The sequence below is a fragment of the Lutimonas saemankumensis genome, assembly GCF_020171465.1.
In the GTDB taxonomy this organism is placed as follows: domain Bacteria; phylum Bacteroidota; class Bacteroidia; order Flavobacteriales; family Flavobacteriaceae; genus Lutimonas; species Lutimonas saemankumensis.
On sequence record NZ_JAIUZR010000003.1, the window covers coordinates 206,066 to 232,321 of the forward strand.

At 36.6% G+C, this 26,256-nt stretch carries 25 protein-coding genes; 19 read left to right on the forward strand and 6 right to left on the reverse strand.

Going from position 1 to position 26,256, the window contains the following annotated elements; translation table 11 throughout:
• Window positions 1-3: 3 nt before the first annotated feature.
• The 6 genes from LCM02_RS02265 to LCM02_RS02290 form a co-directional block, all read right to left on the reverse strand.
• Window positions 4-417, reverse strand: a complete 414-nt coding sequence (locus LCM02_RS02265) for a curli production assembly/transport component CsgF (protein WP_224926696.1) — start codon at window positions 415-417, stop codon at window positions 4-6.
• 15 nt (window positions 418-432) lie between these two features.
• Complete coding sequence (locus tag LCM02_RS02270; RefSeq protein ID WP_224926697.1) at window positions 433-1,167, reverse strand: curli production assembly/transport protein CsgE; 735 nt, start codon at window positions 1,165-1,167, stop codon at window positions 433-435.
• On the reverse strand, window positions 1,168-1,608 hold the full coding sequence (locus tag LCM02_RS02275) for a hypothetical protein (RefSeq protein WP_224926698.1): 441 nt from the start codon (window positions 1,606-1,608) through the stop codon (window positions 1,168-1,170).
• A gap of 108 nt (window positions 1,609-1,716) precedes the next feature.
• Complete coding sequence (locus LCM02_RS02280) at window positions 1,717-2,733, reverse strand: hypothetical protein (RefSeq protein WP_224926699.1); 1,017 nt, start codon at window positions 2,731-2,733, stop codon at window positions 1,717-1,719.
• Between the two features lie 99 nt (window positions 2,734-2,832).
• The gene (locus tag LCM02_RS02285) at window positions 2,833-3,828 is read right to left on the reverse strand and encodes a hypothetical protein (protein ID WP_224926700.1); all 996 of its coding nucleotides are present in this window, start codon (window positions 3,826-3,828) and stop codon (window positions 2,833-2,835) included.
• A 454-nt stretch (window positions 3,829-4,282) separates the two neighbouring features.
• On the reverse strand, window positions 4,283-4,957 hold the full coding sequence (locus LCM02_RS02290) for a TetR/AcrR family transcriptional regulator (RefSeq protein WP_224926701.1): 675 nt from the start codon (window positions 4,955-4,957) through the stop codon (window positions 4,283-4,285).
• Window positions 4,958-5,110: 153 nt separating this feature from the next.
• Between LCM02_RS02290 and LCM02_RS02295 the strand changes: the two genes are divergently transcribed.
• From LCM02_RS02295 to LCM02_RS02385, 19 genes are all read left to right on the forward strand, one after another.
• Window positions 5,111-6,736 carry a SulP family inorganic anion transporter gene (locus LCM02_RS02295; protein ID WP_224926702.1) on the forward strand — a complete coding sequence of 542 codons (1,626 nt, stop codon included), beginning with the start codon at window positions 5,111-5,113 and terminating at the stop codon, window positions 6,734-6,736.
• Between the two features lie 125 nt (window positions 6,737-6,861).
• Window positions 6,862-7,701, forward strand: coding sequence for a C-GCAxxG-C-C family protein (locus tag LCM02_RS02300; protein WP_224926703.1), 840 nt, complete (start codon window positions 6,862-6,864; stop codon window positions 7,699-7,701).
• Between the two features lie 183 nt (window positions 7,702-7,884).
• Complete coding sequence (locus LCM02_RS02305; protein WP_224926704.1) at window positions 7,885-9,282, forward strand: tyrosine-type recombinase/integrase; 1,398 nt, start codon at window positions 7,885-7,887, stop codon at window positions 9,280-9,282.
• A gap of 44 nt (window positions 9,283-9,326) precedes the next feature.
• Window positions 9,327-10,025 (forward strand): hypothetical protein, encoded by a 699-nt coding sequence (locus tag LCM02_RS02310; RefSeq protein WP_224926705.1) that lies wholly within the window; start codon window positions 9,327-9,329, stop codon window positions 10,023-10,025.
• Between the two features lie 141 nt (window positions 10,026-10,166).
• On the forward strand, window positions 10,167-10,664 hold the full coding sequence (locus LCM02_RS02315; protein WP_224926706.1) for a hypothetical protein: 498 nt from the start codon (window positions 10,167-10,169) through the stop codon (window positions 10,662-10,664).
• A gap of 153 nt (window positions 10,665-10,817) precedes the next feature.
• The gene (locus LCM02_RS02320) at window positions 10,818-11,333 is read left to right on the forward strand and encodes a hypothetical protein (RefSeq protein WP_224926707.1); all 516 of its coding nucleotides are present in this window, start codon (window positions 10,818-10,820) and stop codon (window positions 11,331-11,333) included.
• Window positions 11,334-11,437: 104 nt separating this feature from the next.
• On the forward strand, window positions 11,438-11,932 hold the full coding sequence (locus LCM02_RS02325; protein ID WP_224926708.1) for a hypothetical protein: 495 nt from the start codon (window positions 11,438-11,440) through the stop codon (window positions 11,930-11,932).
• A 717-nt stretch (window positions 11,933-12,649) separates the two neighbouring features.
• Window positions 12,650-13,009 (forward strand): hypothetical protein, encoded by a 360-nt coding sequence (locus LCM02_RS02330; protein ID WP_224926709.1) that lies wholly within the window; start codon window positions 12,650-12,652, stop codon window positions 13,007-13,009.
• A 493-nt stretch (window positions 13,010-13,502) separates the two neighbouring features.
• Entirely contained in the window at window positions 13,503-15,845 is a 2,343-nt protein-coding gene (locus LCM02_RS02335) for an arylsulfatase (RefSeq protein WP_224926710.1), read from the forward strand.
• Window positions 15,846-15,922: 77 nt separating this feature from the next.
• Window positions 15,923-16,978 (forward strand): ATP-grasp domain-containing protein, encoded by a 1,056-nt coding sequence (locus LCM02_RS02340; protein ID WP_224926711.1) that lies wholly within the window; start codon window positions 15,923-15,925, stop codon window positions 16,976-16,978.
• A gap of 127 nt (window positions 16,979-17,105) precedes the next feature.
• Window positions 17,106-18,293, forward strand: coding sequence for a DUF418 domain-containing protein (locus LCM02_RS02345; RefSeq protein ID WP_224926712.1), 1,188 nt, complete (start codon window positions 17,106-17,108; stop codon window positions 18,291-18,293).
• Between the two features lie 284 nt (window positions 18,294-18,577).
• Complete coding sequence (locus LCM02_RS02350; protein ID WP_224926713.1) at window positions 18,578-19,786, forward strand: alpha/beta hydrolase-fold protein; 1,209 nt, start codon at window positions 18,578-18,580, stop codon at window positions 19,784-19,786.
• Window positions 19,787-20,002: 216 nt separating this feature from the next.
• Entirely contained in the window at window positions 20,003-20,575 is a 573-nt protein-coding gene (locus LCM02_RS02355; protein WP_224926714.1) for a TetR/AcrR family transcriptional regulator, read from the forward strand.
• Window positions 20,556-21,131 carry a TetR/AcrR family transcriptional regulator gene (locus tag LCM02_RS02360; RefSeq protein ID WP_224926715.1) on the forward strand — a complete coding sequence of 192 codons (576 nt, stop codon included), beginning with the start codon at window positions 20,556-20,558 and terminating at the stop codon, window positions 21,129-21,131. The genes LCM02_RS02355 and LCM02_RS02360 overlap by 20 nt, the downstream gene beginning before the upstream one ends.
• A gap of 79 nt (window positions 21,132-21,210) precedes the next feature.
• Window positions 21,211-21,627, forward strand: coding sequence for an SRPBCC family protein (locus LCM02_RS02365; protein WP_224926716.1), 417 nt, complete (start codon window positions 21,211-21,213; stop codon window positions 21,625-21,627).
• A 175-nt stretch (window positions 21,628-21,802) separates the two neighbouring features.
• Window positions 21,803-22,270, forward strand: a complete 468-nt coding sequence (locus LCM02_RS02370) for a hypothetical protein (RefSeq protein WP_224926717.1) — start codon at window positions 21,803-21,805, stop codon at window positions 22,268-22,270.
• Between the two features lie 167 nt (window positions 22,271-22,437).
• Window positions 22,438-23,463: a serine hydrolase domain-containing protein gene (locus tag LCM02_RS02375; protein WP_224926718.1), complete on the forward strand. Its 1,026-nt coding sequence runs from the start codon at window positions 22,438-22,440 to the stop codon at window positions 23,461-23,463.
• Between the two features lie 110 nt (window positions 23,464-23,573).
• Complete coding sequence (locus LCM02_RS02380; protein ID WP_224926719.1) at window positions 23,574-25,001, forward strand: serine hydrolase; 1,428 nt, start codon at window positions 23,574-23,576, stop codon at window positions 24,999-25,001.
• Window positions 25,002-25,145: 144 nt separating this feature from the next.
• Window positions 25,146-26,219 carry a hypothetical protein gene (locus LCM02_RS02385; protein WP_224926720.1) on the forward strand — a complete coding sequence of 358 codons (1,074 nt, stop codon included), beginning with the start codon at window positions 25,146-25,148 and terminating at the stop codon, window positions 26,217-26,219.
• Window positions 26,220-26,256 lie beyond the last annotated feature (37 nt).

Genomic DNA, 26,256 nt, shown 5'->3' on the forward strand with positions numbered 1-26,256 from the left:
TGTTTAATTTGGAATGATAATTTGAGTCTGATCTCCGGTCTGGGTATCCAGGATATTGATAAGCAATCCTTCCGTTGAAGGTGAGATTTCGAGTACCAGACTACCAAACATGTAAGTTCCGGGTTGGATCTCTCCTTCTCCAAATTGCTCTCTAAACAAGTCGCTCGATATCTTGTTGAGCAATTGCCTGTTCAGACTTTCACTGAAACTATCTATTTCTGATTGTTCATCAAAAGAAAAGCCATTGTCTTCTTCATGGATATTCTGCGCCTCGGCAGAGCTTAACAACCACTGGTAATTGAAAGTGTCTCCTCCAAAAGCGGGATTAACGGGTTCATAGACCAATTCCTGCCCCGCCATAAACAAGGGTGCTCCAAATAAAAAGAGCAACGAAATTAAACGTTTTAACCAATTCATAATTTGCAATTTTTATTAATAAACTTTTTCTGTCGTATTTCTGTTTTTACTATAATTTTCGATCAATTTCAAAGAATAGGCCGCAGCATTTTGTAACATCTCTTCATCCGGCCTGGCCTGAAATTCGAAAATTTTATCATCACCTATTTCAACTGAAACAAGAGCGCCTCTTCCTCCCAGAAATGGTTTTTCATTGATATTGATCACAAATGGGTATTTGGCCCCACTAGCATTGTATTTCTGGTAAAAGAAATCGTAAAAATCCTTTCCTATTTTCGTCTTGACATTTTCTACTACCAAGCCTATTATTTCAATTTCATCTTCACGAATAGAAGTGGTTTGCAAAATTTCCACCACCTCGTTTATATTGACAGAATCTTTGGCGATCAATTTATTCTTATCCCGAACAAAAAGGAACGCCTTTAATTCTTCGTTTTCTTCAATGTTAAATTTATAGCTGGCAATGGTTTTTTTTTCATTGGGTAACAATTCAAAATTACCACTGCGCTCTTCTTTTTCATAACTTTTTGTACCCACCTGTCGGTGAAGTAGCAACAATTGATAACTTAACCTTTCCTCATAAATATGGGCTCCATTTTCAATCACAGCATCAATTTGCACAAAGATGTCGCTTTGAAACAAATTGATCTTCGCCTTTACATCGCGTGCCTCTCTGCCTTCCTGGGAAAATATGCTCAGGGTGCCAAAAAGGAAAAAATATAAAACTGTATTTTTTAAAATTTGCTTCAATTATCGGGTATAATTCTTTACCACTATGGATTTAAAATCCGATTTCTGATTGATTTTCGCATCTTTCATCAGGGAGTTTTCTCCAAAAACCTGAACTGAATTCAAGGTGCCTTCCTGATTCACCTGCATACTGGAGTTTTCATTAGAGTAATAATTATAATACTCGTAATTATTTTTTTGCCCTGACTGGGTTATAACTTGCTCATCTCCTGATTGCAAAGAATTTATTCTAATATTATTTTCAGCTCCCGTCTGAACAATCTCAACATAGGCCCCTGCTTTTGGTTTTGTTTTAACGTTATCCGTTTTAGCGACCATAGTCTCATTCACACTGACCTGAAAATATTGATTGATTACTTCGGTATTGCTATCTGATAATTGGGCCATCAACACAGGATAACTCAACAAACCGAATAATAATGAAAGTACTGTCCTTTTCATTTCATGATATTTTTAAATTTGAAAATTAGCAATAGCGTTTTTAGGCGCTATTGCTAATTAAATTACTTAATAGATTTAACTATTATATGTTCTGAGCAAATCTGAAGATTAATTCGTTTGCACAACTGTATTCAGGTTTCCAGAACCTGTTTGAGTTACTTTACTCCACATGTTGTTTCCTGCTTGATTCACGTCAGAGCTATTGCCCATACCATACTGCCATTGTTGTGACCAGTTTCCGCTTCCGTTTTGCATCAAGGTTGCATCTCCTAATTCAGATGCTGCATCCTGATATTGGTAACCATTATTGTTTGAACCATTTTTTTGTTCAATTTTTTGCATTCCATTAGTGCCATATTGATCTTGAATTGCCAGGCCATTGTTCCCTTTTTGAATGATCTCTGCCACATTACGCTGATTATTACTTAAGTCATTTGACTGATCTTGAATTGCTCTGTTGCCATTTCCTGACTGATTTACATATACATAATTCGCATTAGAAGGACCTCGACCTTTTCCTTTACCCATTTGAGTTTGTTCTGAGTAGTTATTGCTACCAGACTGAACTGCCTTTGCATAATCATCAAAACCACCTTTATTTTGAGTTTGTTTAGCCCTGTTATTTGCGCCAGATTGGTTTATATATGCCTCTACTCTTCTTCCATATTGGTTTTGAATAGCGGTATGACCATTATCATATTGTTTTACATCAGCGATATTTTCAGCACCCTTTTGTAACTGGCGAGAGGTATTATTGTTTCCTCGTTGTTCTGCAAAAGCCGATTCATTATCCCAAGTTTGAGTTTGCCAAGCTCGATTTCCATTTCCAATTTGCTTAATTTTTGCAACAGCTTCTTTTCCACGATTCTCAGTTACTACGTTAGCCGGGTTACCCTGATAAATTGGATTCTGGTCTTGATTGGCATAATTTCCATTACCTTTTTGGTAAATATCTACCAAACCTTCTCTGTTTCTTTGGTATTGGATCGCTCTATTAGAGCTTCCATCCTGAACAACTTTACTTACGGCATCTATACCTTCTTGTACGACCGTAGATTTATTGTTCTGAGCAAAAGATATTGCTCCAATCATAAGCGCTAAAGCGCATAAATAAATTTTTCTCATGATGAGGGGTTTTAAATTAAACTTTATTATCAGGTTTGTATGTATGTTAAATGATTCAAAGAAGGTACCCAACTCTAATGGTTAGGTACCTTTTGTTAGTTAATTAGTTTGAACTACAGTATTCGAATTTCCAGAACCATATTGAGTTACTTTACTCCACATGCTGTTTCCGGTTTGGTTCACATCAGAGCTATTGTTCATACCATACTGCCATTGCTGTGACCAGTTTCCGCTTCCGTTTTGCAGTAAGGTTGCATCTCCTAACTCAGAAGCTGCATCCTGATATTGGTAACCGTAATTTGATCCTCCATTTCTTTGATCAATTTTTTGGTAACCGTCAGTGCCATATTGATGTTGTACCGCATTTCCACCATCTGCACTTTGATAGATCTCAGCTACGTTTGAAGGAAATAAGGCGTGAATATTTCCAGGATTTGATTGATCCTGAACCGCCCTGTTAGAATTTCCTGACTGATTCACTTTTGCGATATTTCTATCTCCACCAGATGCATATCCCTTTTGAGTTTGGTTCGAACGGTTTCCATTTCCAGATTGTACGGCTTCCACATTGTTGTATCGTCCACCAATTTGGTTTTGAATAGCAACATTTGAATTTCCAGGCTGTCTGATATAGGCATTATCTGCCGTTGAAGCTTGATTTTGGGTTGCTTTGTTCGAATTACCTGATTGATAGGTTTTCGCGTCGGTCGCAAATCCTGATTGAGTTTGACGAGACTCGTTATTATTACCTGTTTGCTCAGCCAAAGCTGTTTTCAACAGGTAGGTTTGGGTTTGCCATGCCTTGTTACCATTACCAATTTGTTTAATCGTTGCAATATTGCTTGCATGAGCCCAATTGCCGGGAGCTTGATTGTCTCTTTGATTTTGGTTGGCATAATTTCCATTTCCTTTCTGAACAATTCCAACAATATTTGTGGTACCGTCCTGATATTGAATTGCGTTATTGGAACTTCCATCCTGGCTGACCGTACTTGTACCATCGACTCCGTCCTGAACAACTGTAGATTTATTGTTCTGGGCAAAGGATATTGCTCCAATCATTAGCGCCAAAGCGCTTAAATAAATTTTTCTCATAATGAGGGGTTTTAAATTAAAATTTGATTAATAAACGGACTTTGTTTGCATGATATTTTTTCTTCGAACCTGTCAGTTCGAGGGATTTTTCGTGTTGTTATTTCCTTTATCCTGGAAACCATTTATACAGTTTTAACTCAGTAAATATTCTATCGTTTTAGATAAAAATTTCCCATAGGTATCACACGTCAAAAAGTTTTGATTTTGAGGGGAGACCGATAAGATGAAATGTGAAGACAAAAGGCTAAACAAAGAATTCGATTCTTTTTATGTCCTGATAAAATTTACTTCATTTAAATAGTAATATCTTCTTTTTCCAAATCAAATGTAAAATGATATATCGAATCATACAATACCCTCAAGAGGGTATTTTTAATGCCTTGAAATCTAGTAATATACCCTTCTGAAGGTATATCTTATACAATTATATGGTTTAAAACAAGCTGGCAGCAGGTCAGGGCAGTAATTTAGAAACGAAGAAGCGCAGCATCTTTTCTACTTCTTCATGCTGGGAGGCCTTGTTATCGATATCAGTAAGGCGGGGCAGGTGGTCCGAAAAGTAGAAATGATTATTGGTCATCTCAAAGAGATTACTGGCCAGGGCATGAGGGTAGGGGAATTCAGGATCTATCTCAAGGATCACATCGGAAACCGTAGAGACCATTTCTTTATAGTTCAGGAAAAAACCTTTGCTGTTTTCTTCATCGACGCCTTTGGTATGATAGGATTTTGTCCCCTCAGCAATCACCATCCTGTGCAGAGCGGATTCGTTTACATAATCAATGGCCGGATTTTCCTCGCTTATGGATACAAAGGTATGCAGGATGATCTCAAGCTTTTTTCTGGGATCTTCAATGTTGAAGGTTTTGATCTGGATCATGTAATTAAGCCATTCCCAGTACCAGGAAACCAGGTAAAGAAGCAGTAAATGTTTGTTCTCAAAATACCTGTAGATCGAAGCTTCAGTAGATTTCATGTTTTCTGCCAGCTTCTTGAAATTGAACTGCTCAAAACCTAATTTTTCGATCAGCAGGATACTGTGCTTTATGATTCTGCGTCCCAAATTGGATTGCTGAGGGTCTTTCAGATAAAGGCCGGGATTTAATGTAATACTAATGTTTACAGCCATTTGCCAGGTGTTTAAAAGAAGAACAGTTCAAAGTTAGGCATTTATTGTCAATACAGTTACACTATTTAATAATATTTTAACTTTTTGCCATAATAGTAAAACTATTGTGTGTGAATATTTTGTTATATTTGCCAATCGCAAATATTGAACAATATGAAAAAAACAGGACTCTTCAGTAATTTAAAAAGTGATTTTCCAGCCAGTATCGTGGTATTTTTTGTAGCGCTTCCGCTTTGTCTGGGAATTGCTCTAGCCAGTGGGGCTCCCTTGTTCTCAGGTCTTATTGCCGGGATCGTAGGAGGGGTAGTAGTAGGGGCTTTAAGTGGCTCTAATATTGGTGTAAGCGGCCCGGCTGCAGGTCTGGCAGCGATCGTACTGACCTCAATTGGAGCTCTAGGAGGATTTGAGAACTTCCTTGTAGCGGTGGTTTTAGGAGGTATCATCCAATTGATCTTTGGACTGCTTAGAGCCGGTGTCATTGGATATTATTTTCCATCTTCAGTAATTAAGGGGATGCTGACGGGAATCGGGATCATCATTATATTAAAGCAAATACCACACTTTTTTGGTTACGATGCGGATCCTGAAGGGGATTTCGCCTTTTTGCAGGTGGACGGGGAAAATACCTTTTCCGAAATCTTTCAGGCTATTAACTTTATCAAGCCAGGATCGGCCCTTATCGGGATAATCGGGCTGGCTATATTGATTTTATGGGAGAAGGTACTTTCAAAGAAAGCCAAGATATTTCAACTGATCCAGGGACCTGTAGTGGCAGTAGTTGTAGGTATTATCTTTTTTGTCATGACCAAGTCGAACGAGATTTTATCCATATCATCCTCACACCTTGTAAGTGTACCTGTTCCTGAAGATTTTTCTTCATTTATGGCACAGTTTACCATACCTAATTTTGCCGCTATAACCAACACAGAAGTATGGGTGGTTGCCTTTACGATTGCCCTGGTGGCAAGTTTGGAAACACTGCTTTGTGTTGAAGCAACAGACAAACTTGATCCTCATAAAAACGTGACACCCACTAACCGGGAGCTTTTGGCACAAGGAACCGGAAACATCATTTCCGGGTTGATTGGTGGATTACCTATTACGCAGGTGATTGTTAGAAGTTCTGCAAATATTCAGTCAGGTGGCCAAAGCAAAATGTCGGCCATCATACACGGATTGTTCTTGCTGGTATCGGTTATTCTGATCCCAAACCTGTTGAATATGATCCCGCTTTCTGTACTTGCAGCCATTTTACTGGTGGTAGGATTTAAACTTGCCAAGCCGGCGCTGTTTAAGAGCATGTACGAACTGGGATGGAAGCAGTTTGTACCGTTTGTTGTTACGGTACTGGGTATCATCTTTACGGATCTACTTGTGGGTATTGGCCTGGGGCTATTGGTTGGAATTATTGTTATCCTGTTCAAGAGCTATCAAAACTCTCACTTTTTGCACAAAGAAGGAGAGGATGTGGACGATGGCAAGATCAAGATGACTTTAGCTGAAGAAGTTACTTTTTTCAACAAGGGAGCCATTTTGAAGGAGCTGGACAGATTACCCGAAGATTCTTTCCTGGAACTTGATGTAACCAATACAAAATACCTTGATAACGACGTGATCGAGATCCTTGACGATTTTGTGGTGAAAGCGGAAGAGCGAAACATTTCCATAAAATTGTTATCGAAAAAAGGAGAGGTGGTAAACCCGAAAAGTTATCACGATTTCTTTGTTTCCAAGCGAAGAAGCAATAAGCCCTCGGGCACGGAGCGGAAAGCCAGTTGATCAAAGGAACCACCTTACAAAGAAAACGGTTACAGGCTAATGAGAATCAATGATCTTGTTGACCCAGATCATTTGGGAATTGAGAATTGATTTATAATTTCATGTGAAATTATAAATCATTCGTCATGGACACAAAGAGAAGGGAAGCCGAGGCAAGTATCAAGGATGCAAAAAAAGTATTCAGAAAGTTAGGAACCTGTTCACAAACTTATTTTTATTTATTAAACCGGGCTTTTGGCGAGAACAAGAAAGCCGAAGAACGCGCTGCTGATCCTCTGGCGGGAGGAATCATGAAGGCCGGGTATCAGTGCGGAATGTTATGGGGAGCTTCGCTGGCAGTAGGTGCTGAAGCCTATCGACGCTGTGAACACCTTTCCCAGGCCATACGGGTAGCCGTGGAAGCCACCAGGGAATTGATGGACTCTTTTGAAACCCATGAAAGTACGACCCAGTGCCGGGAAATTACCCGTTGCGATTTTAACAATAATCTCAGTTTTGCCAAATATATGCTAAGCGGAAGGTTTTTACACTGTTTCAGGCTGGCACAGGAATGGGCACCTATAGCCGTGGAAAAGGCCCAAAAATCTTTGGATGAAAAGCCTTTTGATTTTCAATTTGCACAAAGCTGTGCTACGGAGGTGGCCCGTAAGATGGGCGCCTCAAATGAAGAGATGGTCATGGTGGCCGGTTTTGCAGGAGGCTTAGGACTCAGTGGAAGTGCCTGTGGGGCACTGGCAGCAACCATATGGATGAACGCTCTGGACTGGTGTAAAAAACATGAAGCAGGTTCTCCCAGCGAGGATCCAAGAGCCCAAGAGATCATGCGAAGCTTTCATGTTTTTACCGATGATATGATGCTTTGTAAAGAAATCAGCCAGCGGGACTTTCGTTCTGTTGAGGATCATACCCAATACCTGAAAAACGGCGGGTGTTTTGAACTCATTGAAGAATTGAGCCATATCTGATACCGGATTTTATAATTTTTGATTTTGATGACATTGAAAAACAAGAGTATACTTGTTTTTCAAGAAAAAACTTATTGATTATGTTAAAATATTAGAAAAAATGAATAATTTTAAGACCAATAAGCTGCTGAATATTGTCTCCCCAATTATGTCGATAGAAATGAAACATTCGGTCACTCTTTTGTGACTGAGCGTAACGCGAGTATTGGTATCCCACTGATTTTAGATAATACACATACCAGAACAAACCTGTTAACCTTAATGGCCCCTGATGGACCAAGATATGGTAAACAGGTTTCTTTTTGGGTATTACCCGGTTGGTCAATACCATTGACGGGTGCCCGCAAGAAGCCCTCTAAATCTAAAAAGATCATGAGGAAGCCGGTTCATTTTTTCAAAAGAGTGATCAATGGGTCGCTGGAACTTATTTTTCAGTTTGATTACGATAAGGGGCTTATTGGAATTGCCCGGTCCTTGGGAGCTGTCTGGAGTCCTAAGCTCAGGTGCTGGCATATCCCTTATTCAAATAGGAACTTCCAGCAGGCGCGGTATGCCTTTGGCCGGGTAGGAAAGGTCAATCTAAATGGAATAGGACCCGAGAATCCCGTGGTAAGCATTGAACGAAGAGACAGGGAACTGATCAAGGGGATTCGAAGCAGAAGTGCCAAGGCCCTGTCCGCTCGTGATAAATCAAACCTGAGGGGTTATGTAAAATACCTTCGGGGAAAAGTGCTGAGCGAGAGCACAGTGAGAACTTATTATATCCACATACTGGATTTTACCATTTTTTTAAAAGGCAAGCCGGTGGCAGAAATCGGCAACCGGGATGTGGAACGGTTTGTGGAGGAGGTTTGCGTAAAAAGGAGGTACGCTGTGAGCACGCATCGGCAGGTGATCAGCGCCATCAAGCAATTTTCAAATTTTCATCCTGAAAGCGGCATTAAGAACCTGAGCCTGGAGCGTCCGGGTAAAAGCAGGTTCCTGCCTACAGTACTCTCTAAAGAGGAGGTTGTTGAGCTTTTACGGAATACCAGAAATACCAAACACAAAGCCGTTCTGGCACTTTTGTATTCTTCGGGTTTGAGGATCGGGGAACTGATCGGCCTGGAGCTCAATGATATTGACATGGACAGAAGGCAGATCTTTATCAGATGCGGAAAGGGGAGAAAGGACCGGTATGTACAGATGGCAGAAAGTTTCCGACAATTGCTGCAGCATTATTTAATGACCTACCGGCCGGTTCGATATTTTGTAGAAGGAAAAACAGAGGGGAGGCCCTACGCGGCAACGAGCGTAAGGAGTTTTTTGAAAAGGGCCTGTAAACTTGCCGGCATTCAAAAGAAAGTAACTCCGCATACTTTGAGGCACAGCTATGCCACACATTTGCTGGAACAAGGGGTGGACCTGAGGTATATTCAGGAACTGCTGGGCCATTCGAGACCGGAAACAACGATGATCTATACACATGTAAGCAAAAGAGATATGTTAGCGATAGAAAGCCCCTTGGACCATATTTTAAAGCAACTATCAAAATCCCAAAATAACTCAAACAATACGTCGTTATCCCAGGATAATTACTGATATTTGGTATTGTTGAATTATATAAAACCAGTTGGCAAATATATATGAGAACGATTCTGCTTTTATTTTTAATTCTTCTAAGTTGCACAAATCGTAATGGAAATAATGGTTATGAAAATATTCTTGGCCCAAAGAACATTGAAACATTAGATTTAATTGTAGCTGACTTTGAGAAAAGTATACTAAAGACTAATTATTTGAATGAGAATGTTTCGGACTCATATCTTGAATTTATTGCGGATTACTCAAAAAGTGATTCAAAAGAATGGGTTAAAATCCCTATAGAGATTAAACAAAGATTTGAGAAAAGTCAACTAGAATCAGAGTTATATTATCATCCAGATTCAGTTTGGATCTTACCGAATAGTTCTTATGACAGAGTAGAGGAAGATGGTATAATGTTTCTTCCACATCAGACGCCTTATGTGAAAGCAAGATTATTAGATCAAATCAATTCCACAGAAAAGTCTCAGGTATACAAATATGAAAGATACTATCCCAAGATTAATTCAATGACTGATCAAGATTCAATTATTAAAATGATATCGGAAGTAAGGTATTTTAACTTCAGGGGTAAATGGTATCAAGCAATTAGAGAAATGGAAAATTCTGTCGGGTTCTACAAGGATTATGCTGCTTATAAAAGAACTGGAGATAAACAAAAGTTTTACGATTTGATCTTTAAACAAGGAACACTCAATTCTTCTATGAAAAGAATTATAGTCCTTGAGTGCCTTCTATGAATTACATTTGCCAACAACGGGTAAAAGCAATAGCTTCAATCCGTCTCCGAAACGAAAATGAAAAGGAAACAACAAACCAAATAATAAAAACAAACCAACGTTCTTGAGCTACTGCTCATACCCAAACCGTTACCCAACATTATGAAAAACCTCATTTTTACATTCATATTTTTCATTCTTTCCAGTTTGACTTTTGGACAAGACTTTATTCCAATTGAACCAAATGTTATAAAATTACAAGAACAAATATCAAGTGGAGAGAATACAGAAGTTATATTCAATTATTTGATTAATAATTATAAAATGACTTCTGAAAAATCTGAATTGGAATACTACGAATGGGATAAGTCTAAAGTATGTGCATTTACACAGGAGTTTGAAAACGGAATAAAATATTCTGTTTTTGAATGTAAAGAGGCTGGCGGAATTTCCGTGGATTTGGAATTGCCGAAAATAAATCGGGCTGAATTAATGAAATGGATAGAGAAAATTTATGAGGTTGACAAAATGGACATTGACCAAAATGTATGGAAAGAAGACAACTCAAAATTTGAACCGAAAGAAGTTAATCCTGGTTGCTATTTTGAAATAAAAGAAAAGAATAATAAAACAATAGTTGAACTTTATTGCGGATGTTAAAAACGTTGGGTAACAACGTGTATAAGCAATAGCTCAGATCATCATCACAAGGAAAATTAAAGAAAGAATAAAACTATAACTATAAATCAACGCTCGTGGAGGAGCTACTGCTCATACACACACCGTTGTGTGTCATTACAAAACCTAATATTTATGAAAAAAATTATTTCATTACTACTCACTGTGCTGATCACCCTTCTTTTCTTCACGAAACTTCAAGCCCAATCTTCTCAACGAGACATCGACCAGGTAGAATTGACGAAAAAATTAATTGGAAGCTGGAGAATAGAAATGGGCAATGACTCTACAGAAATATGGAAAGTATTGCCATTTGAGAAGGGATATGAACAATTTATATTCTATCAGTCAAAAGGAAAAACATATGCAACGGACAAAGGAATCATTGGATTTAGTTCTGATTATCAAACTGTGCTATTAGACTTTTTAAGTCCAAATGGAATGATACGTAGATATTCAGGAAAATTTATTTCGGAACAAAAGGTAGTTTTTGAAAGATATGACGAAGGGCATACAACTATTTTAGCAATAGTGGAACTGTACTTTCAAACACCTGATATTATTGAGGAAGTATTCAAATTAAAAGGGGACCATGAAAGCTGGGACGAAGCGGAAGTTTGGGAACGTGTTCTAACCAGATTAAAAGAATAATTCAGAATAAAGATAAATACGAAACCTTATTATAAGATACGACACACAACACTGTATATAAGCCATTAAAAACGGCTCATATACTCACCGTTGTAAACTATTAAATGAAGATCTTCATTACGATCATATTTCTTACTACAATTCCTCTTTTCGCTCAGCAGGATGAAGAATGTGTCTTTGACCAATCCACTCAAACGGATGAGTTCATAAAAACCAAAGGTGTATTCTCAAATTATGTTTGGGACAATGATAAAAAAGAGGCTACAATCATCCTTGATAATGGTGAGGTCTTAAAGGCTCGCAGAGGTGGCTGCGTTCATTTCGGAATGTCTGGAGAATTAGAATCTTCGGACACCTCGGTTGAACTCACAGATATAAATTATTGGTTTGAAAAGGCAATGTGGATAGCCCAAAATATTCTCGATGAATCAGACGTTGAACATCTAGAGAATCAAATCTCAAAAAAACAATATACTTTAATGTCCGAGAATGATTCAATATACGTCGTGATTCCACATGACTCATATGATGAATTCTCTATTTCGGTAAGAAAGGAAAACGGCAATGTATTCGTCTATGTGGGGTATTATTTCTCCTAAAAACAGTTTACAACAACGGGTATAAGCAATACCTCAGATTGTCATCACAAGGAAAATTGAATAAGAAAGCAAACCAAACCTTTAAATCAACGCTCGTGTAAGAGCTACTGCTCATACCCAAACCGTTGGGGGCAATTAGAACAACATTGGGGAATTTGAATAAAAATATAAGGTTAGATGATAGTTTCAAGTTATATATTCCGTTAAAGGATAAAATCTTGTTCGAATCTGTGATGCAAGAAAATGGGATAGACTATTATTCGAATACAAACGAACAACCTAACATTGCAGAAGGTATCAGGTATTTTTTACTCAGTTCTGATAAGGTAGAAATAGATAGATTAATAGCAGCTAATCACATCGTGTCAAGTAACGAATCAAATACGATGCTAGACTTCAGGGATTATGGCAAACTAACAAAGGTTTTCAGTGTTGCCTTAATTGCTTTACTAGCGCTCTCAATAATAATTGTGGCTGTAACTCTGGGGAACCAATGAGATACGGCAAGATTAAACTGCCCCCAACAACGTGTATAATTAATTGCTTCAATCTTGGAAAGATCAAAATCATCAACATATCAACATAAAGAAAGTAAGGAAAATCCTTACACAGTTTACTTCGTTAAAATGCTATCGCATTTCTGATTCACTTTGTAAACTCAACCCGCAACTAATCATACACACACCGTTGTGTGTAAGTTAAAATCCGAACGCAAAAATGACCGAAACCGTTGAATTAAGGAATAAACCTGAACTGAAAATAATTCTGAATGAAAACGAATTTGAAATCGTTGATGCTTCTGAACCAAAAAACAGTGGAATCTACTCATTCAGAGAACTGAAAAATGCGAAACTCAATGCAGAACGGACGAATTGGTTAATTTCGACTCTAAGCATAATTGTGGATTTATTTGCTGGTAGTGCAGTTGGTGGAAAATTTAAGAAAAAAGCCAACTTAAATCTTGAAATGGTAAATCAGAATTTAAAAATATGGCTTACTGATGTGGACTTTGAAAAAGCGAAAAAAGTAACAGTATTTATAAACAATAAAAAAACCTACACACAACAAAGTGTATAATTAATTGCTGCCATTTTGAAAAGATCACAATTATCAATAAATCAACATAAAGAAAGTAAGGAAAATCCTTACACAGTTTACTTCGTTAAAATGCTATCGCATTTTTGATTCACTTTGTAAACTTAACCCGCAACTAATCATACACACACCGTTGGGTACAAGCTGAAAAACAGCAGTGCGAAAAAAAATGGCTAGACTTAAAAACAGTTTTGCAGAAACCGATAGAAGTGAATATTCACCTGGCAGGTCGATCATGGTCGAAGAAAGCGTAAAAGTCAATTTACAATCCTGAAATCAGGTAGTCTAAAATGGCAAGCCAGTACCCAACAACGGGTATGACCAATGCTCCGTTCATCCTTCGATAGGAAAAGTGAAAAATAAAGTAGTAACAAACCTGCCAAAAGGCAGGCCAATCAAAAAAACAATCCAACTCGTGTGAGCACTGCTCATACCCAACACGTTGTAAGCAATGTATAATCCAAAATTTATAAATATGTACAAGTACTTTATTATGATCTTGCTCGGAGTATCACTTTTATGGAGTTGTAATACTAGTTTCAAGCAAGACGATCAAGACAGCAATTTTGCTCAGTACGGGCAGGAATTCAAAGGAAAAATAGCAGAGAGCTACGAAGATTCAAAAGAGTGGTGGCCCGAAAAAAAGCGACCACCTTCAGACGCACCGAACGTGATTATATTTCTGTTAGATGATGTTGGTTTTGCTCAGGTCGAATCATTTGGTGGACTTATCGAAACACCAAATATCGATGCTTTGGCAGAAAACGGCCTTCGTTTTAACAATTTTCATACAACGGCCCTTTGTTCTCCCTCTAGGGCTAGTTTGATGGCAGGTCGCAATCCTCATAAGATTGGTTTAGGATCTCACGCCTTAACGGCTATGGGGTTCCCTGGTTATAATGCCATCGTGCCTCCATCGGCTAAATCGGTAGCCAATTATCTACAAGAAGAAGGTTATGTTAACTATGCCTTAGGGAAATGGGACCATACGCCATTGTATGAAGTATCGCAGGTTGGGCCTTTTGACAGATGGCCAAGCGATGAAGGGTTTGATCATGGATATAATTTCATGGCGGCTGATGTCCACCAATTTATTCCAGTAATGTGGGACGATCACCACCCAGAACCCTATAGAAAATCAGAACACCTTGACAAGGACTTAGCTGATCGAGCTATTGAATGGATTACAGGCCACAAGTCTTTGGACAAGGATCTACCATTTATGATGCTTTGGGCCTCAGGTTCAATGCACTCTCCACATCATGCACCAGACGAGTACATCGCCAAGTACAAAGGGAAATTTGACATGGGTTGGGACAAAGCCAGAGAGCAAATCTTGGCGAAACAGATCGAATTGGGAATTGCCCCTGAGAATACCAACTTATCCAAGCGAATTGAAGAAATTCCAGCTTGGGACTCGTTAACCGATGAGGAGCGAAAGCTCTATGCCAAACAAATGGAAGTTTTTGCTGGACAAATGGAACATGTTGACTTCCAAATAGGAAGAGTTGTAGAAACACTGAAAAGAATTGGTGAGCTAGATAATACACTCATTTTTGTTACAGCTGATAACGGTGCGTCTGGAGAAGGAGGACTTCAAGGTACATTTAACGAAACTTATGTTTTGAACGGACTTCAAACACCTTTTGAAGCCAACATGAGACATTATGATAATTGGGGCCAATGGGATTCGTATCCGCACTATCATGCGGGTTGGGCCATGGCAGGCAACACACCTTTTCCATACTTTAAACAATCTGAGCATAGAGGTGGTCAGCAAGATGCATTAGTTGTTCACTGGCCTGCAGGAATCAAAGCAAAAGGTGAAATTAGAAATCAATATCACCATATCACAGATATAGCACCTACGATCATGGAAGCAGTTGGTGCTGAACTCCCAGAGGAATACCATGGGATTCCACAACAAGATTTTACAGGCATACCTATGAACTATGCCTTTGATAATCCAAATGCATCAAATGCTAAGAAAGTCCAGTATTACGAAATGTTTGGAAACCGAGCCATCTGGGCAGATGGTTGGAAAGCTGTGACTTTACATGCCAACAGAATGCCATGGGATATCAACCGTAGAGCACCATTTGAAGAAGATGTTTGGGAACTCTATAATGTTGAAGAAGACTTCTCAGAAAGTAATGACTTGGCAGCTGAATATCCGGAAAAACTGGAAGAATTGAAGAAGCTATTTGAGGAAGAAGCTTGGGATAATAATGTATATCCAATGTATGATGATATGCTCGCAAGACTAAATGCCGTCAATTATGTTCTTTTTGGCGACAAAAAAGAGTTCACTTACTATGCGCCCGGGGCAACAAGAATTGCTGAAAAAGCTTCTGCTCCTGTTAAAGGAAGGTCTCACACGATTGAGACAACATTAGAATTAGATGGTTCCGAAGAAGGTGTAATTGTGGCCTGCGGTGGTATGACAGGCGGTTATACTATGTACATTAAAGATGGAAAGTTGAGATACAACTATAATTTTTTGGATGGCGTTCATCATCAACTCGAATCTAAGACGCTACCAAAAGGCAAGGTCACATTGAAATTTGAGTTTATCCTTGATCGTTCAAAACTTGAAGGTGGCAAAATAATTCCTTGGCCTGGAACTGGAGCTTTGTTCGTGAATGGTGAAAAACAAGACGAAGTTTATTTCGAAACCACTCATATATCGACTTATTCACTTGCCGAGACATTTGATTTAGGTATGGACACGGGTACTCAAGTGGACCCAAGGTATGAAGGTAATCCGTTCAAATTCACAGGTGAACTCGATCGTGTTGTTATAACGCTGAAGGACTAAAACTGCTTACAACATTGTATAAAGGGCATTAAAACGCCCTTTATACTTGTCGTTGCCTGCAAGCTGAACAAAACGTAATGAACAAAATAGCAATATTGTACCAAGCTCAACTTCCACCCGTAAAAGATGGAATTCAAAAACCTATGAAACCTGGAGGTTATTCTGACAGCGGAGCTGATATTGCTTTTGAGTTATTAGAAAACAATATTGATGTAATTACGCCTATTGAAAATCCAAATCAAAATAATGACAAGGATTGGGTTTTTCCTGACACGAAAAAGGGGATTGAGACAGCATTACAAAAAGGAGCAAAAATCTTTTGGCTAAATACAGTTCTATATCAACACCATACCATAGAAAGCTATCTTGATAAAGAATTGGAAATAGTTGGACAAAAACCTGAAATGGTTGATGTTTATGATGATAAAATGTTTACCAATAGTTTATTGAAATCTAATAATATTCACATTCCTAAAAACGAGCTTATCACTATTGAGAACTACAATGATTTATCATTAGAATTAGCGTTTCCGTTGGTTCTTAAACCCATTAGAGGAAGGGGAAGTCAAGGTGTTACCAAAATTGATAATCGCGATGAACTCATAGAAAATTTGACCAAGATTTTTTCAGAAAAAAGTTACGGAAACGCAGTTTATGTTGAACAATATTTAAACGGACAGGAAATTACAATTACAGTAATGCCTCAAGGAAATTATGTGATAAATAACAACGAGGAATTTTTTAATAGACCTTGGTGCTTACCTGCAGTCAAACGATTTAATCATAATGACGGAATCGCACCTTACAACGGAATAGTAGCTGTTATTGAAAATAGTGAGGTTTTGAGCGATAATGAGTTTCAGACAACAGAAATTCAAGAAGTGTATGAACATTGTGTCAAATCAGCAGAGTTAATTGGAATAAAAGCACCAATTAGAATAGATTGTAGGGCAAACGAAAAAGGTAAATATTTCCTATTCGACTTAAATATGAAACCGAATATGACTGGACCATCAAGAGCTCATAGAAATAACCAAGATAGTCTGACTTTACTTTCTGCCAGAAAAATCGGATGGAATTACTTTGATTTATTGAATAACATGTTAAATCAAAAATGGAAAGCCAGCAGGTAACATTGGCTGTAAATCATAGGGGCTGTACTCTATTTCTAAACTCTACTGACTTTAGAATCTCGTTAATCAATAAAGAACCTAAAGGCCTCTACGCTTCATAGCCTGGGCCGTTACCACACATGAAAAAATGAACGAAACAACTTTTACTAAAATATCGAGGATCGATATTGTTGATGCGCTGCGTGGATTTGCGGTAATGGTAATAGCCATAATACACAGTGTAGAGCATTTTATTTATCCTGTTTATCCTGATAAGATGCTGCAACCGGAATGGTTAACTGCTCTCGATTCTGTGGTGTTTAACGTTGTTTTTTCGCTTATTGGCGGTAAGGGATACTCCATATTTGCGCTATTGTTTGGTTTTACCTTTTTCGTTCAATTCACTAATCAGCAAAATAAGGGAGTTGATTTCAGGTGGCGTTTTATCTGGAGGCTTATGCTTCTGAGTGTATTTGCCTCAATAAACGCTGCATTCTTTCCCGGGGGTGATGTGCTGTTACTCTTTGTATTTACCGGACTATCTTTGGTTTTAGTTTCCAAAATGAGCAACAAAGCGATACTTATCATTGCTATCATTTGCTTAATTCAGCCCATTGAATTGTTTCATTTTATCAGTAGCCAGATCAATGACTCCTATACGTGGCCGGATCTTAATGTCGGAGGCTTATATGGTAAAACAATAGAGGGTGTGAAAAGCGGTAAACTGGCCACCTTCTTTTGGGTGAATATAACCACCGGACAAAAGGCCAGTTTGTTATGGGCTGTGAATGGAGGCCGTTTTGTTCAGACCATTGGACTCTTTTTGCTCGGATTTCTCTTCAGCAGAAAGAACTTATTTATCCATTCAAAAGAGAACACAAGATTTTGGATTAAGCTTTTGATTATTGCATCGCTGTTGTTTGGTGCATTGTATCCGCTAAGGGTAGAATGGTATGATCAAGCAACAAGCAGCGTAATTAAAGGAAGCATAGGGACCGCCCTGGACATGTGGCAAAAATTGGCTTTCACACTGATCATTGTATCCTCGTTTGTAATTACGTACTACAATAGTTCATTGAGTAGGAGGATGGACAAATTCAGAATTTATGGAAAGATGAGCCTTACAAACTACATTACACAATCCATTTTAGGCGCGATCATATTTTTTCCAATAGGATTGAATTTGGCTCCATACCTGGGCTATACTGCCAGTTTGATCATTGGAATTCTCATGGTAATTGTTCAATTGTATATCAGCAACATATGGTACAAACGCTTCAAACAGGGCCCTTTAGAAAAGCTATGGCATAAAGCAACCTGGATCGGAAGCAAGTAGTTTGTTTTTGTTATGATAAATTTTCTTGAGCCAATTGTTGCAATGAATTAAAAGATAATAACGTGTAGTAACGATGTGTAAAAATATTAGCCGTAAAAGTGCGTATTCGAGTTTTTTAATTCCAATTCAAAATTGAAACGGTTACCTTACCCAAAACGTTGTAACACAATTCCAGCTTAAATCATCATCTATTGAATAGATATAATTTAATGTTAAACTTTAAGTACTTCAATTTCAACATCAAGCTATTTTATACTTTCGTTTTCTATAAATCATATGTAGAGATGAAAATATTACTATTACTTATATTGAGCACATCATTGACTTTTTCACAAACCATTGAAAATAAAAACATTGACTCTGAGATTTTAAACCATAAAAAAGAAATACAAATTTTCCTTCCAAATAATTATAAGCATTCTAAAAAAAGGTATCCAACCCTTTATGTCCTAGATGGTCAAACTTATTTTTATTATGGTGTAGGTTTCCAACAAGCATTTAATTGGCGTGATAAAGCACCAGAATTTATTGTTGTGGGTATAAAGAGTAAAGACTGGAGCGAAAGAAGAATTTATTTTAAATCTCCCAAACACGAAATAGAGTTTAGAAAATTTATTAAGCAAGAATTATTCCCCTATATAAATAAAAACTACAGGGTTAATAATGATAGAATGATTTTTGGTTGGGAAGATGCCGGGGATTTTGTTCTTAATACTTTATATAAAAATCCTGAGATGTTTTCTGCCTACTTTGTAGCAAGTGCACTCAAATGGGGTAATGAATATTCAAATCAATTTACCTCAAAATCATTTAAGCATGACAAGTACTTATATGGTGGTCTCAGTCCTTCAGAAACATGGTCGATAAAAAATTATAACTCTTTTACTAATTCTTTAAAAAAGAAAACGCATCATAATTTAAAATGGGTTACAAATACACTTCCTAATGAAGATCATTGGTCAACTCCTTATCATATTATTTATAATGGAATTAAAAACTATTATAAACCATATATGCCAATCAGCTTTGCTTCTTATGATGACTATAAATCTGCAGGAGGATATCAAAATGTACTTAACTTTTATAAAAACCGGGGATTAAAATATGGGATTAGTTCTGACATTCATTTTAGAACAAAAATAAATATCCTTCGAATTACAATGGCAACAGACAACTATGAAGAGTTTGAGTTTTTAATGAAAGAATTAGATTATTTTTCAAAAGATTATATCCGCGATTTTAGATATATAAGCTATGGAGAATTTTATTTGAAACATGGAAATACTGAAGCGGCATATACGTTATTAGAAAAAGGAGTAAAAGAATATCCTTGGTCAGCTAGAGTCTTTAATTGTTTTGGAAATGTTTATAAAGCAATGGGAGATTTAAAAAACGCTCGTTTGAATTATGAGAAAGCAATAGAATTAGCCATGGAGTATTCACAGCCTGGTTTAGATGAATATAAACTAAACCTTAATTCAATTCAAAATTAATTTTGAAAAAGTATGCAATACAAATAACTTTGTACAACAACGGGTATAATTAATTGATGCCCATTTGAATAGATCAAAAATATCAACCAAACAACATAAAGAAAGAAAGGAAAGTCCTTACACGGTTTACTTCGTTAAAATGCTTTCGCATTTCTGATTCACTTTGTAAACTTCAACCCGCAACTAATCATACACAGGTCGTTGTGCGAAATAAAAATGAGATATAAAGAATACAATACAAATAGAGTTCTAGAAAAATCAATTGATTTATTTTGGCGAAAGGGATTCAATGGCTGCTCCATAAATGATATTGTTGAAGCTACAGGGGTTAATCGTTTTTCACTATATCATGAATTTAACAATAAGGAAGGTATTCTATATGCTTCATTAAAATTATACAAGGAAAGATATTGTGAAGAGAAATTAGAGTTATTAAAATTAAATGAAGATCTGACTCATACCTTAAAAAAGTTCTATGCGTCTTTCTGGGAAGACAATAAACCGATGACGGGGTGCTATATTATCCACGTTGGAACTGAACTGGCCGACAGTGATAACAGAATAAAAGAAAATCTCGACAATTATTTGTCAGAAATTAATAGTTTATTGATGGCATTATTGATACGTAATGGATATGAATCTAATCCGGATCACTATGCCAGGCACTTGGTTGGTCTGTTTTGTACGATTATGAGTTTTTGTCTTATTCATTCGCCTGAACAGCGAGAAAACTATATTTCAAATGGAATTAACGTAATATTATCAAAATATGGCGAGGGTACTAAATAGCAGTTACAGTGAGATGGTTGAAAAAGCCCAGGAAATATTCTGGTTAAAAGGATTTAAAGGGATTTCTGTGAAAGACCTGTCTGCAGAACTTGACATAAGCCATACGGTCTTATATAACAAATACTCAAAAGACATGTTATTTCTGGATTCCTTGGATTACTATACAACAAATTATTCAGATCCCTTTTTGAGAAAGTTACGAGAATCAACCGAAGGGCTGGAATCATTAAAGGACTTTTTCTATAAATTAATAGAGGCACTGCTTGACAAAACTTTTCCCAGAAGTTGCTTAATGGTAAATACGGTTGTTGAATTGCGAAATGAAAACGAGGATATAGTTAAACGTTACGATGAGTATCTAAAAGTTTTAAGAGATAGTTATCTCGTTGTCTTGGAAAAAGCATATCATATTGGGCAATTCAAAAATAAAGCACGAATTAATGAATATGCTGATTTTCTGGTAGGAATCATATTTAGCATGAGTATTTTGTATAAAATTCGTCCTGTAGAAGAATTACATAGCTATATTGATGAACAATTAGCTTTTATTGTATAATAGTATTTCTGAACGCAATTATTTTATTCCATATTGATCTATAATAGTTTTGTCGTATTAACATTTAAATCTAATTATTATGACAGAAGTTATTGTAAACAAATCGATCAACGTTTCAGCCGATAGTGCATGGGAGACTTTATCTTCCTTCAGAGGAATTGAAAATTATTCCCCTGTAGAACGTTCTGTAACTGAAGGAACTGGAGCGGGAGCCAAAAGAACCTGTTTTATGCCTGATGGGGCAGCAATCCATGAAGTACTCAATTTTGCAAACGATGGAGAAAAAGAAATGCAATATAAAATAACCGAAGGTCCATTTCCTGTTACAGGCTATGTTAGCGATATAAAAATAACCCCGACTGGCTCATCAAGTTGTGAGATTCAATGGAGTTGTGAATTTCAATCCTCAGAAGAAGTTAAAGAACAAATGAAAGATCTTTTTGGAGGATTCTACAACGTAATCATTGACAGCCTTGAAGGACATCTAAACAACTAAAATCCTTGATCAGAAAATACTTAAAGCACACAACAAAGTATTTGAACAATAGCATCTGAAGTTCTTTTGGAGAGCAATCAGAAATTCCGATATTTGGTGGCGACTTGAAAGAATAATGACTTCAAGTCGCCACTGTTCTTATACTGAGCGTTGGCTGCAATAAAAGAACCGAATAATGAAAGTTTTACCTAAAGAAATAAATAACAATTATGAAGGTAGAAAAATAGCATTATACCTTTTCTATCTTTTTACAATAATGACTTTAGTAAGAAGCTTAATCCACATTTTTGCACCTGACGGAGGCGCTCAAACGATAGCAACAATTCCCCTGGACACTTTTACGGATGAAGGAGCCAGTGCTGTAATACTTATTTTTTCACTTTGGGGATTATCACAACTGATTATGGGAATATTTTATGTAATAGTTAGTTGGAGATACAGGTCCTTAATCCCATTAATGTATCTGTTTATCTTTATAGAGTATTTAATGCGTTTCATATTAGGAACTCTAAAACCGATTGAAACTAACGGGACAGCGCCAGGAGCAATTATAAACTTCATTTTTCCTCCTTTGGTCATTATTCTGTTTCTGTTGTCTTTAGATTTGAGGAAAGCTAAAAAGCTGAATGATGTAAGCAGATAAAAGAGCAGCTAACAATGTGTATAATTTATGTTTACCTTAGTTTTAGAATTGAGAAAAGAGATAACAAATAAGTTGATTTGTTTTGGTTGAAATTCTGCCGAATTTCTTCCCGCACAAATCATAGCCAACACGTTGTTGCTAATTAAAAATTATCATATCAGATTTTTATGACTAAGAAAAAAAAGATCTTAATATTTAGAATCCTTTTGTTAGGTGGAACCGCGATCTCCATGTTTTTTGTACCATGGATTTTGGTAAAGGCTTGGATTTTGCCGCTACCCGATACAGTTCAAGAACAAGTAGATGAAGCCATTGGACATGGGTTTGATGGCATGATTGTTTATGTGAATGAAGCAGGAAAACCACCGGCATTTTATACAGGTGGTTGGAAAGATAGAGAAAAGAAAATACCAGCCGACCCAAAATCGTTGTTCAAGATTGCCAGTATTAGCAAGTTATATACCGCTGTAGCTGCTACCAAATTGGCCAAAGCAGAGTGTTTATCTTTTGACAGAACACTCGCTGATTATCTTCCGGAACTTATAGGTAGGATTGAAAATGCTGAAGGAATTACCTTGAGGATGATGATTCAACATCGTTCTGGTATTCCAAATTTTACAGATAATCCGGCTTATTGGGAAAACGAACAGGTAAATGGTAAAAATGCTTTAGATTTTGCTCTCGACCAGCCAGCCAGTTTTAAACCTGATGAAGGATATGAATATTCAAACACGAATTATTTATTGCTTCGCAGGATTATGGATGTTATTTTAGGGTATAGCCACAATCAGTATATCAAAGAGAAAATATTGATTCCACTAGAGTTAAAAAACACCTTTTTTTCGATTACTGAAGTCGATTTAGATGATGTTATGAGTGGATATTATGTGGGATATGAGGAAGATTTTAAAGCTCGTGAATATGGGATGTTGGCTTCAGCAGAAGATGTGGGTATATTCTTGCGAGCCATAAATGATGGTTCGGTGTTTGAAGAAGGAGAAAAGCAAATCTATCCTTACGAATATAATCATGGTGGCCTGGTAGTTGGCTATCAAAGTCTTGCAGAATACCACAAAGATATAGACGCGGTAGTGGTTCAATTCATCAATACCACAGACTTTAATGGTTATGAATGGAACTTATCGGAAATTACAATTAACCGAATTGTGAAAATTATAAGAAAGAAAAACTAACCACAACAATATATATAAGCCATTAAAACGGCTCATATACTAGACCGTTGCCATTAATAAAAAAATGTAACTGTTTAGTTACTTTATCGTCTTTTAGTAAAATTTCGAAAATGAATAAAATTAAAACGCTCTTTTTTATAACAGCAGTAATCTTTTTCACAAGCTGTCAAAATAAAGACAATCCCAAGGCAACGAATTTGTCTGAAACGCCAATAAAACAAATAGACTCTTTGATGAAAGTGTCATATGATCGTGGGTTATTCAACGGGAATATCCTTGTTGCAAAGAACAATAAGATTATATATCAAAATGAATTTGGGTATTCAGATGCCTCTAAATCAAAAAAACTTAGTAGAAACTCAATTTTTAACATTGGTTCTATAGCAAAAGAATTCAATGCTGTTGCGATAATGATTTTAAATGAAAAAGGGTTACTTAATCTGGATGATAAAATCTCAAATTTTGAATTACAATTACCAGAATGGTCAAATACCATCAGTATCAGGCATCTACTTCAATACACTAGTGGACTGCCAAGAATCAACTGGAACAAAATAAAAAATGACGAAGATATCTATAACGAATTAAAAAACATTAAACGTCTAAGTTTTAAACCTGGTACAGATTACTTGTACAGTAACAACAATGTTTTTCTGCAAAGAAGAATTGTTGAACAAGTATCTGAAATGAGTTTTAATGATTTTATTCAAAAAAACATACTTATACCTGGCGATATGACAAATACTATTATTGACGCGGATACTCAAAACCCTGAATTAGTAACCGCATTTAATAATGCTTTTGTAAATGATAGAGCAATGGATATCGAATTCTCTGGTTGGGTATACCCTACAGCAAATGACATGTACAAATGGATAACAAGCTTACATTCAGGACAGTTCATATCTGATGAATCGTTAGTTACTTTATTTGATTCGCATTCTAAGGAGAGTTCTTCTGCTTTAGGAATTGGGGTCATTGAAAATGACACTTTGCTATTTCATCAACATCATGGATCATCTTTTAATTATGAATCCTTTATCCATTACAATGTGCGAGAAGATTTGTCAATCATTTTAATGACAAATAATAAAAACCGTAAGCTTCGAGAAATTACTGAATCAATCGAAAATATTTTAAAAGGAGATTCCTTTTCAATTCCACAGAAGTCAATTTATCTCGCAATTAGAGAAGCGTGTTATGAAAATACTCATGAGGGAATAAAGCTTTATAAAGATTTAAAGAAAAGTCATTTTTTTGAATATAATTTTTCGGATGAAAATGAATTAAATCAACTTGGCTATGATTTAATTCAAAAAAATCAAATCGAAAATGCAATTAGCATCTTTAAATTGCTTGTCTCAGAATTCCCGAATTCATCAAATGCATTTGATAGTATGGGTGAAAGTTATTATTTAAATAACCAATTTGAACTATCAAAAAAGAACTATCAAAAATCTTTAGAACTCAATCCTGAAAACACAAATGCAGAAGAAATGATAAACAGAATTGAAAAAATAATGGTAAAAACAAACTAATGGCAACACCGCGTTTAGCTCATTGCGGTGGAATTCACCACAGGCGAATTCCTTGCAATTTACTATCTTTCGGTTATGGCGGGAAATCATAGCTGATTTCCCGCAAGGAGCAATACACAAAACCGTTGTGAGCAATTATACCCTATGAAAAAAATTCTAATAATACCCCTCATATTTACTGTACTTTCTTGTGCAGAAATATCAAAGAATAAAGAAACAGATAACTCCTTAATGGAGAAAAGCCACTTTAGACACCTGCGTTATTTGCTTAATGTTAAAAATGAAACCGCTCAAAAATATTGGCCGGATTTCGGGACAAGTGACTTTCATCAACCTATCGTTTATTATAGCAAAGAAAACACCTTCGTGGTAAATCCAACAGAACACATTCTGAACAACTTCGATTATCAAGAAGTGGACAGCTTTAACAAGATGCGCGTTATTCAACTACCTGATAGCTTTAATGACACCAGTTCTTTAAAATTTAATAACAGTGTGTCTAACGACAGTACCGAGCTTCATTACATGCAGCCAATCATGTATTTTCAAAGTTATGAGCTCACTAAAAAATTTCTTCAAGGGGACTTAAAAGATCTGGAAGATTGGTCTATCATGGTTAGTCATGAGCTTTTTCACGGTTACCAATGGTCAAAGCCAAAGATGTTTAACCAAGCAAGAACAGTTTCCATGCCTGGTGGTCCTGACAAATTTCTTGGTTCTTACCATAAGGATCTTGACTGGTACAAAGAAAGTGTGGAAAAGGAAAATGATTTATTGAAGGCTATTTGGATTGATGGTACCGATTTAAATCAAAATCTGAAGCAATTTGACTCTCTGCGTAATCTTAGGATTGAACGCATAAAACGAGAATATGATGTTGATATTCGAGCTGCTGAGGATTATGAAATCACCATTGAAGGCAATGCACGCTACTTTGAATCATTGATAAAACGATATCTAGCTGAAAACAGACCAGATGCCTCCTTTTTGACTGATGAAGATAAAAAGAGCATCGTCAATATGTTTGCCGGATATGAAGTTTCAAAAGACAAAAATCTCTTTAACATCTATAATAGCAGGTATTATTACGTTATCGGATACAATATTTCCATGATATTGGAGAAATATGAGCACGATTTTATAAGTAGAATCAATACTGATGAGGTAAGCCTTTTAGAATTATTGAAGGAATTAAAAAGCTCACAACAAGGCATATAAGGCATTAAAATGGCTCATAGCCAAGACCGTTGTAGTT

Bases quoted from the DNA above. Each gene is read 5' to 3' on its own strand.
- LCM02_RS02265 (WP_224926696.1), bottom strand. From the start codon at position 417: ATGAATTGGTTAAAACGTTTAATTTCGTTGCTCTTTTTATTTGGAGCA.
- LCM02_RS02275 (WP_224926698.1), bottom strand. From the start codon at position 1,608: ATGAAAAGGACAGTACTTTCATTATTATTCGGTTTGTTGAGTTATCCT.
- LCM02_RS02280 (WP_224926699.1), bottom strand. From the start codon at position 2,733: ATGAGAAAAATTTATTTATGCGCTTTAGCGCTTATGATTGGAGCAATA.
- LCM02_RS02285 (WP_224926700.1), bottom strand. From the start codon at position 3,828: ATGAGAAAAATTTATTTAAGCGCTTTGGCGCTAATGATTGGAGCAATA.
- LCM02_RS02290 (WP_224926701.1), bottom strand. From the start codon at position 4,957: ATGGCTGTAAACATTAGTATTACATTAAATCCCGGCCTTTATCTGAAA.
- LCM02_RS02295 (WP_224926702.1), top strand. From the start codon at position 5,111: ATGAAAAAAACAGGACTCTTCAGTAATTTAAAAAGTGATTTTCCAGCC.
- LCM02_RS02300 (WP_224926703.1), top strand. From the start codon at position 6,862: ATGGACACAAAGAGAAGGGAAGCCGAGGCAAGTATCAAGGATGCAAAA.
- LCM02_RS02310 (WP_224926705.1), top strand. From the start codon at position 9,327: ATGAGAACGATTCTGCTTTTATTTTTAATTCTTCTAAGTTGCACAAAT.
- LCM02_RS02315 (WP_224926706.1), top strand. From the start codon at position 10,167: ATGAAAAACCTCATTTTTACATTCATATTTTTCATTCTTTCCAGTTTG.
- LCM02_RS02320 (WP_224926707.1), top strand. From the start codon at position 10,818: ATGAAAAAAATTATTTCATTACTACTCACTGTGCTGATCACCCTTCTT.
- LCM02_RS02325 (WP_224926708.1), top strand. From the start codon at position 11,438: ATGAAGATCTTCATTACGATCATATTTCTTACTACAATTCCTCTTTTC.
- LCM02_RS02330 (WP_224926709.1), top strand. From the start codon at position 12,650: ATGACCGAAACCGTTGAATTAAGGAATAAACCTGAACTGAAAATAATT.
- LCM02_RS02335 (WP_224926710.1), top strand. From the start codon at position 13,503: ATGTACAAGTACTTTATTATGATCTTGCTCGGAGTATCACTTTTATGG.
- LCM02_RS02340 (WP_224926711.1), top strand. From the start codon at position 15,923: ATGAACAAAATAGCAATATTGTACCAAGCTCAACTTCCACCCGTAAAA.
- LCM02_RS02345 (WP_224926712.1), top strand. From the start codon at position 17,106: ATGAACGAAACAACTTTTACTAAAATATCGAGGATCGATATTGTTGAT.
- LCM02_RS02350 (WP_224926713.1), top strand. From the start codon at position 18,578: ATGAAAATATTACTATTACTTATATTGAGCACATCATTGACTTTTTCA.
- LCM02_RS02355 (WP_224926714.1), top strand. From the start codon at position 20,003: ATGAGATATAAAGAATACAATACAAATAGAGTTCTAGAAAAATCAATT.
- LCM02_RS02360 (WP_224926715.1), top strand. From the start codon at position 20,556: ATGGCGAGGGTACTAAATAGCAGTTACAGTGAGATGGTTGAAAAAGCC.
- LCM02_RS02365 (WP_224926716.1), top strand. From the start codon at position 21,211: ATGACAGAAGTTATTGTAAACAAATCGATCAACGTTTCAGCCGATAGT.
- LCM02_RS02370 (WP_224926717.1), top strand. From the start codon at position 21,803: ATGAAAGTTTTACCTAAAGAAATAAATAACAATTATGAAGGTAGAAAA.
- LCM02_RS02375 (WP_224926718.1), top strand. From the start codon at position 22,438: ATGACTAAGAAAAAAAAGATCTTAATATTTAGAATCCTTTTGTTAGGT.
- LCM02_RS02380 (WP_224926719.1), top strand. From the start codon at position 23,574: ATGAATAAAATTAAAACGCTCTTTTTTATAACAGCAGTAATCTTTTTC.
- LCM02_RS02385 (WP_224926720.1), top strand. From the start codon at position 25,146: ATGAAAAAAATTCTAATAATACCCCTCATATTTACTGTACTTTCTTGT.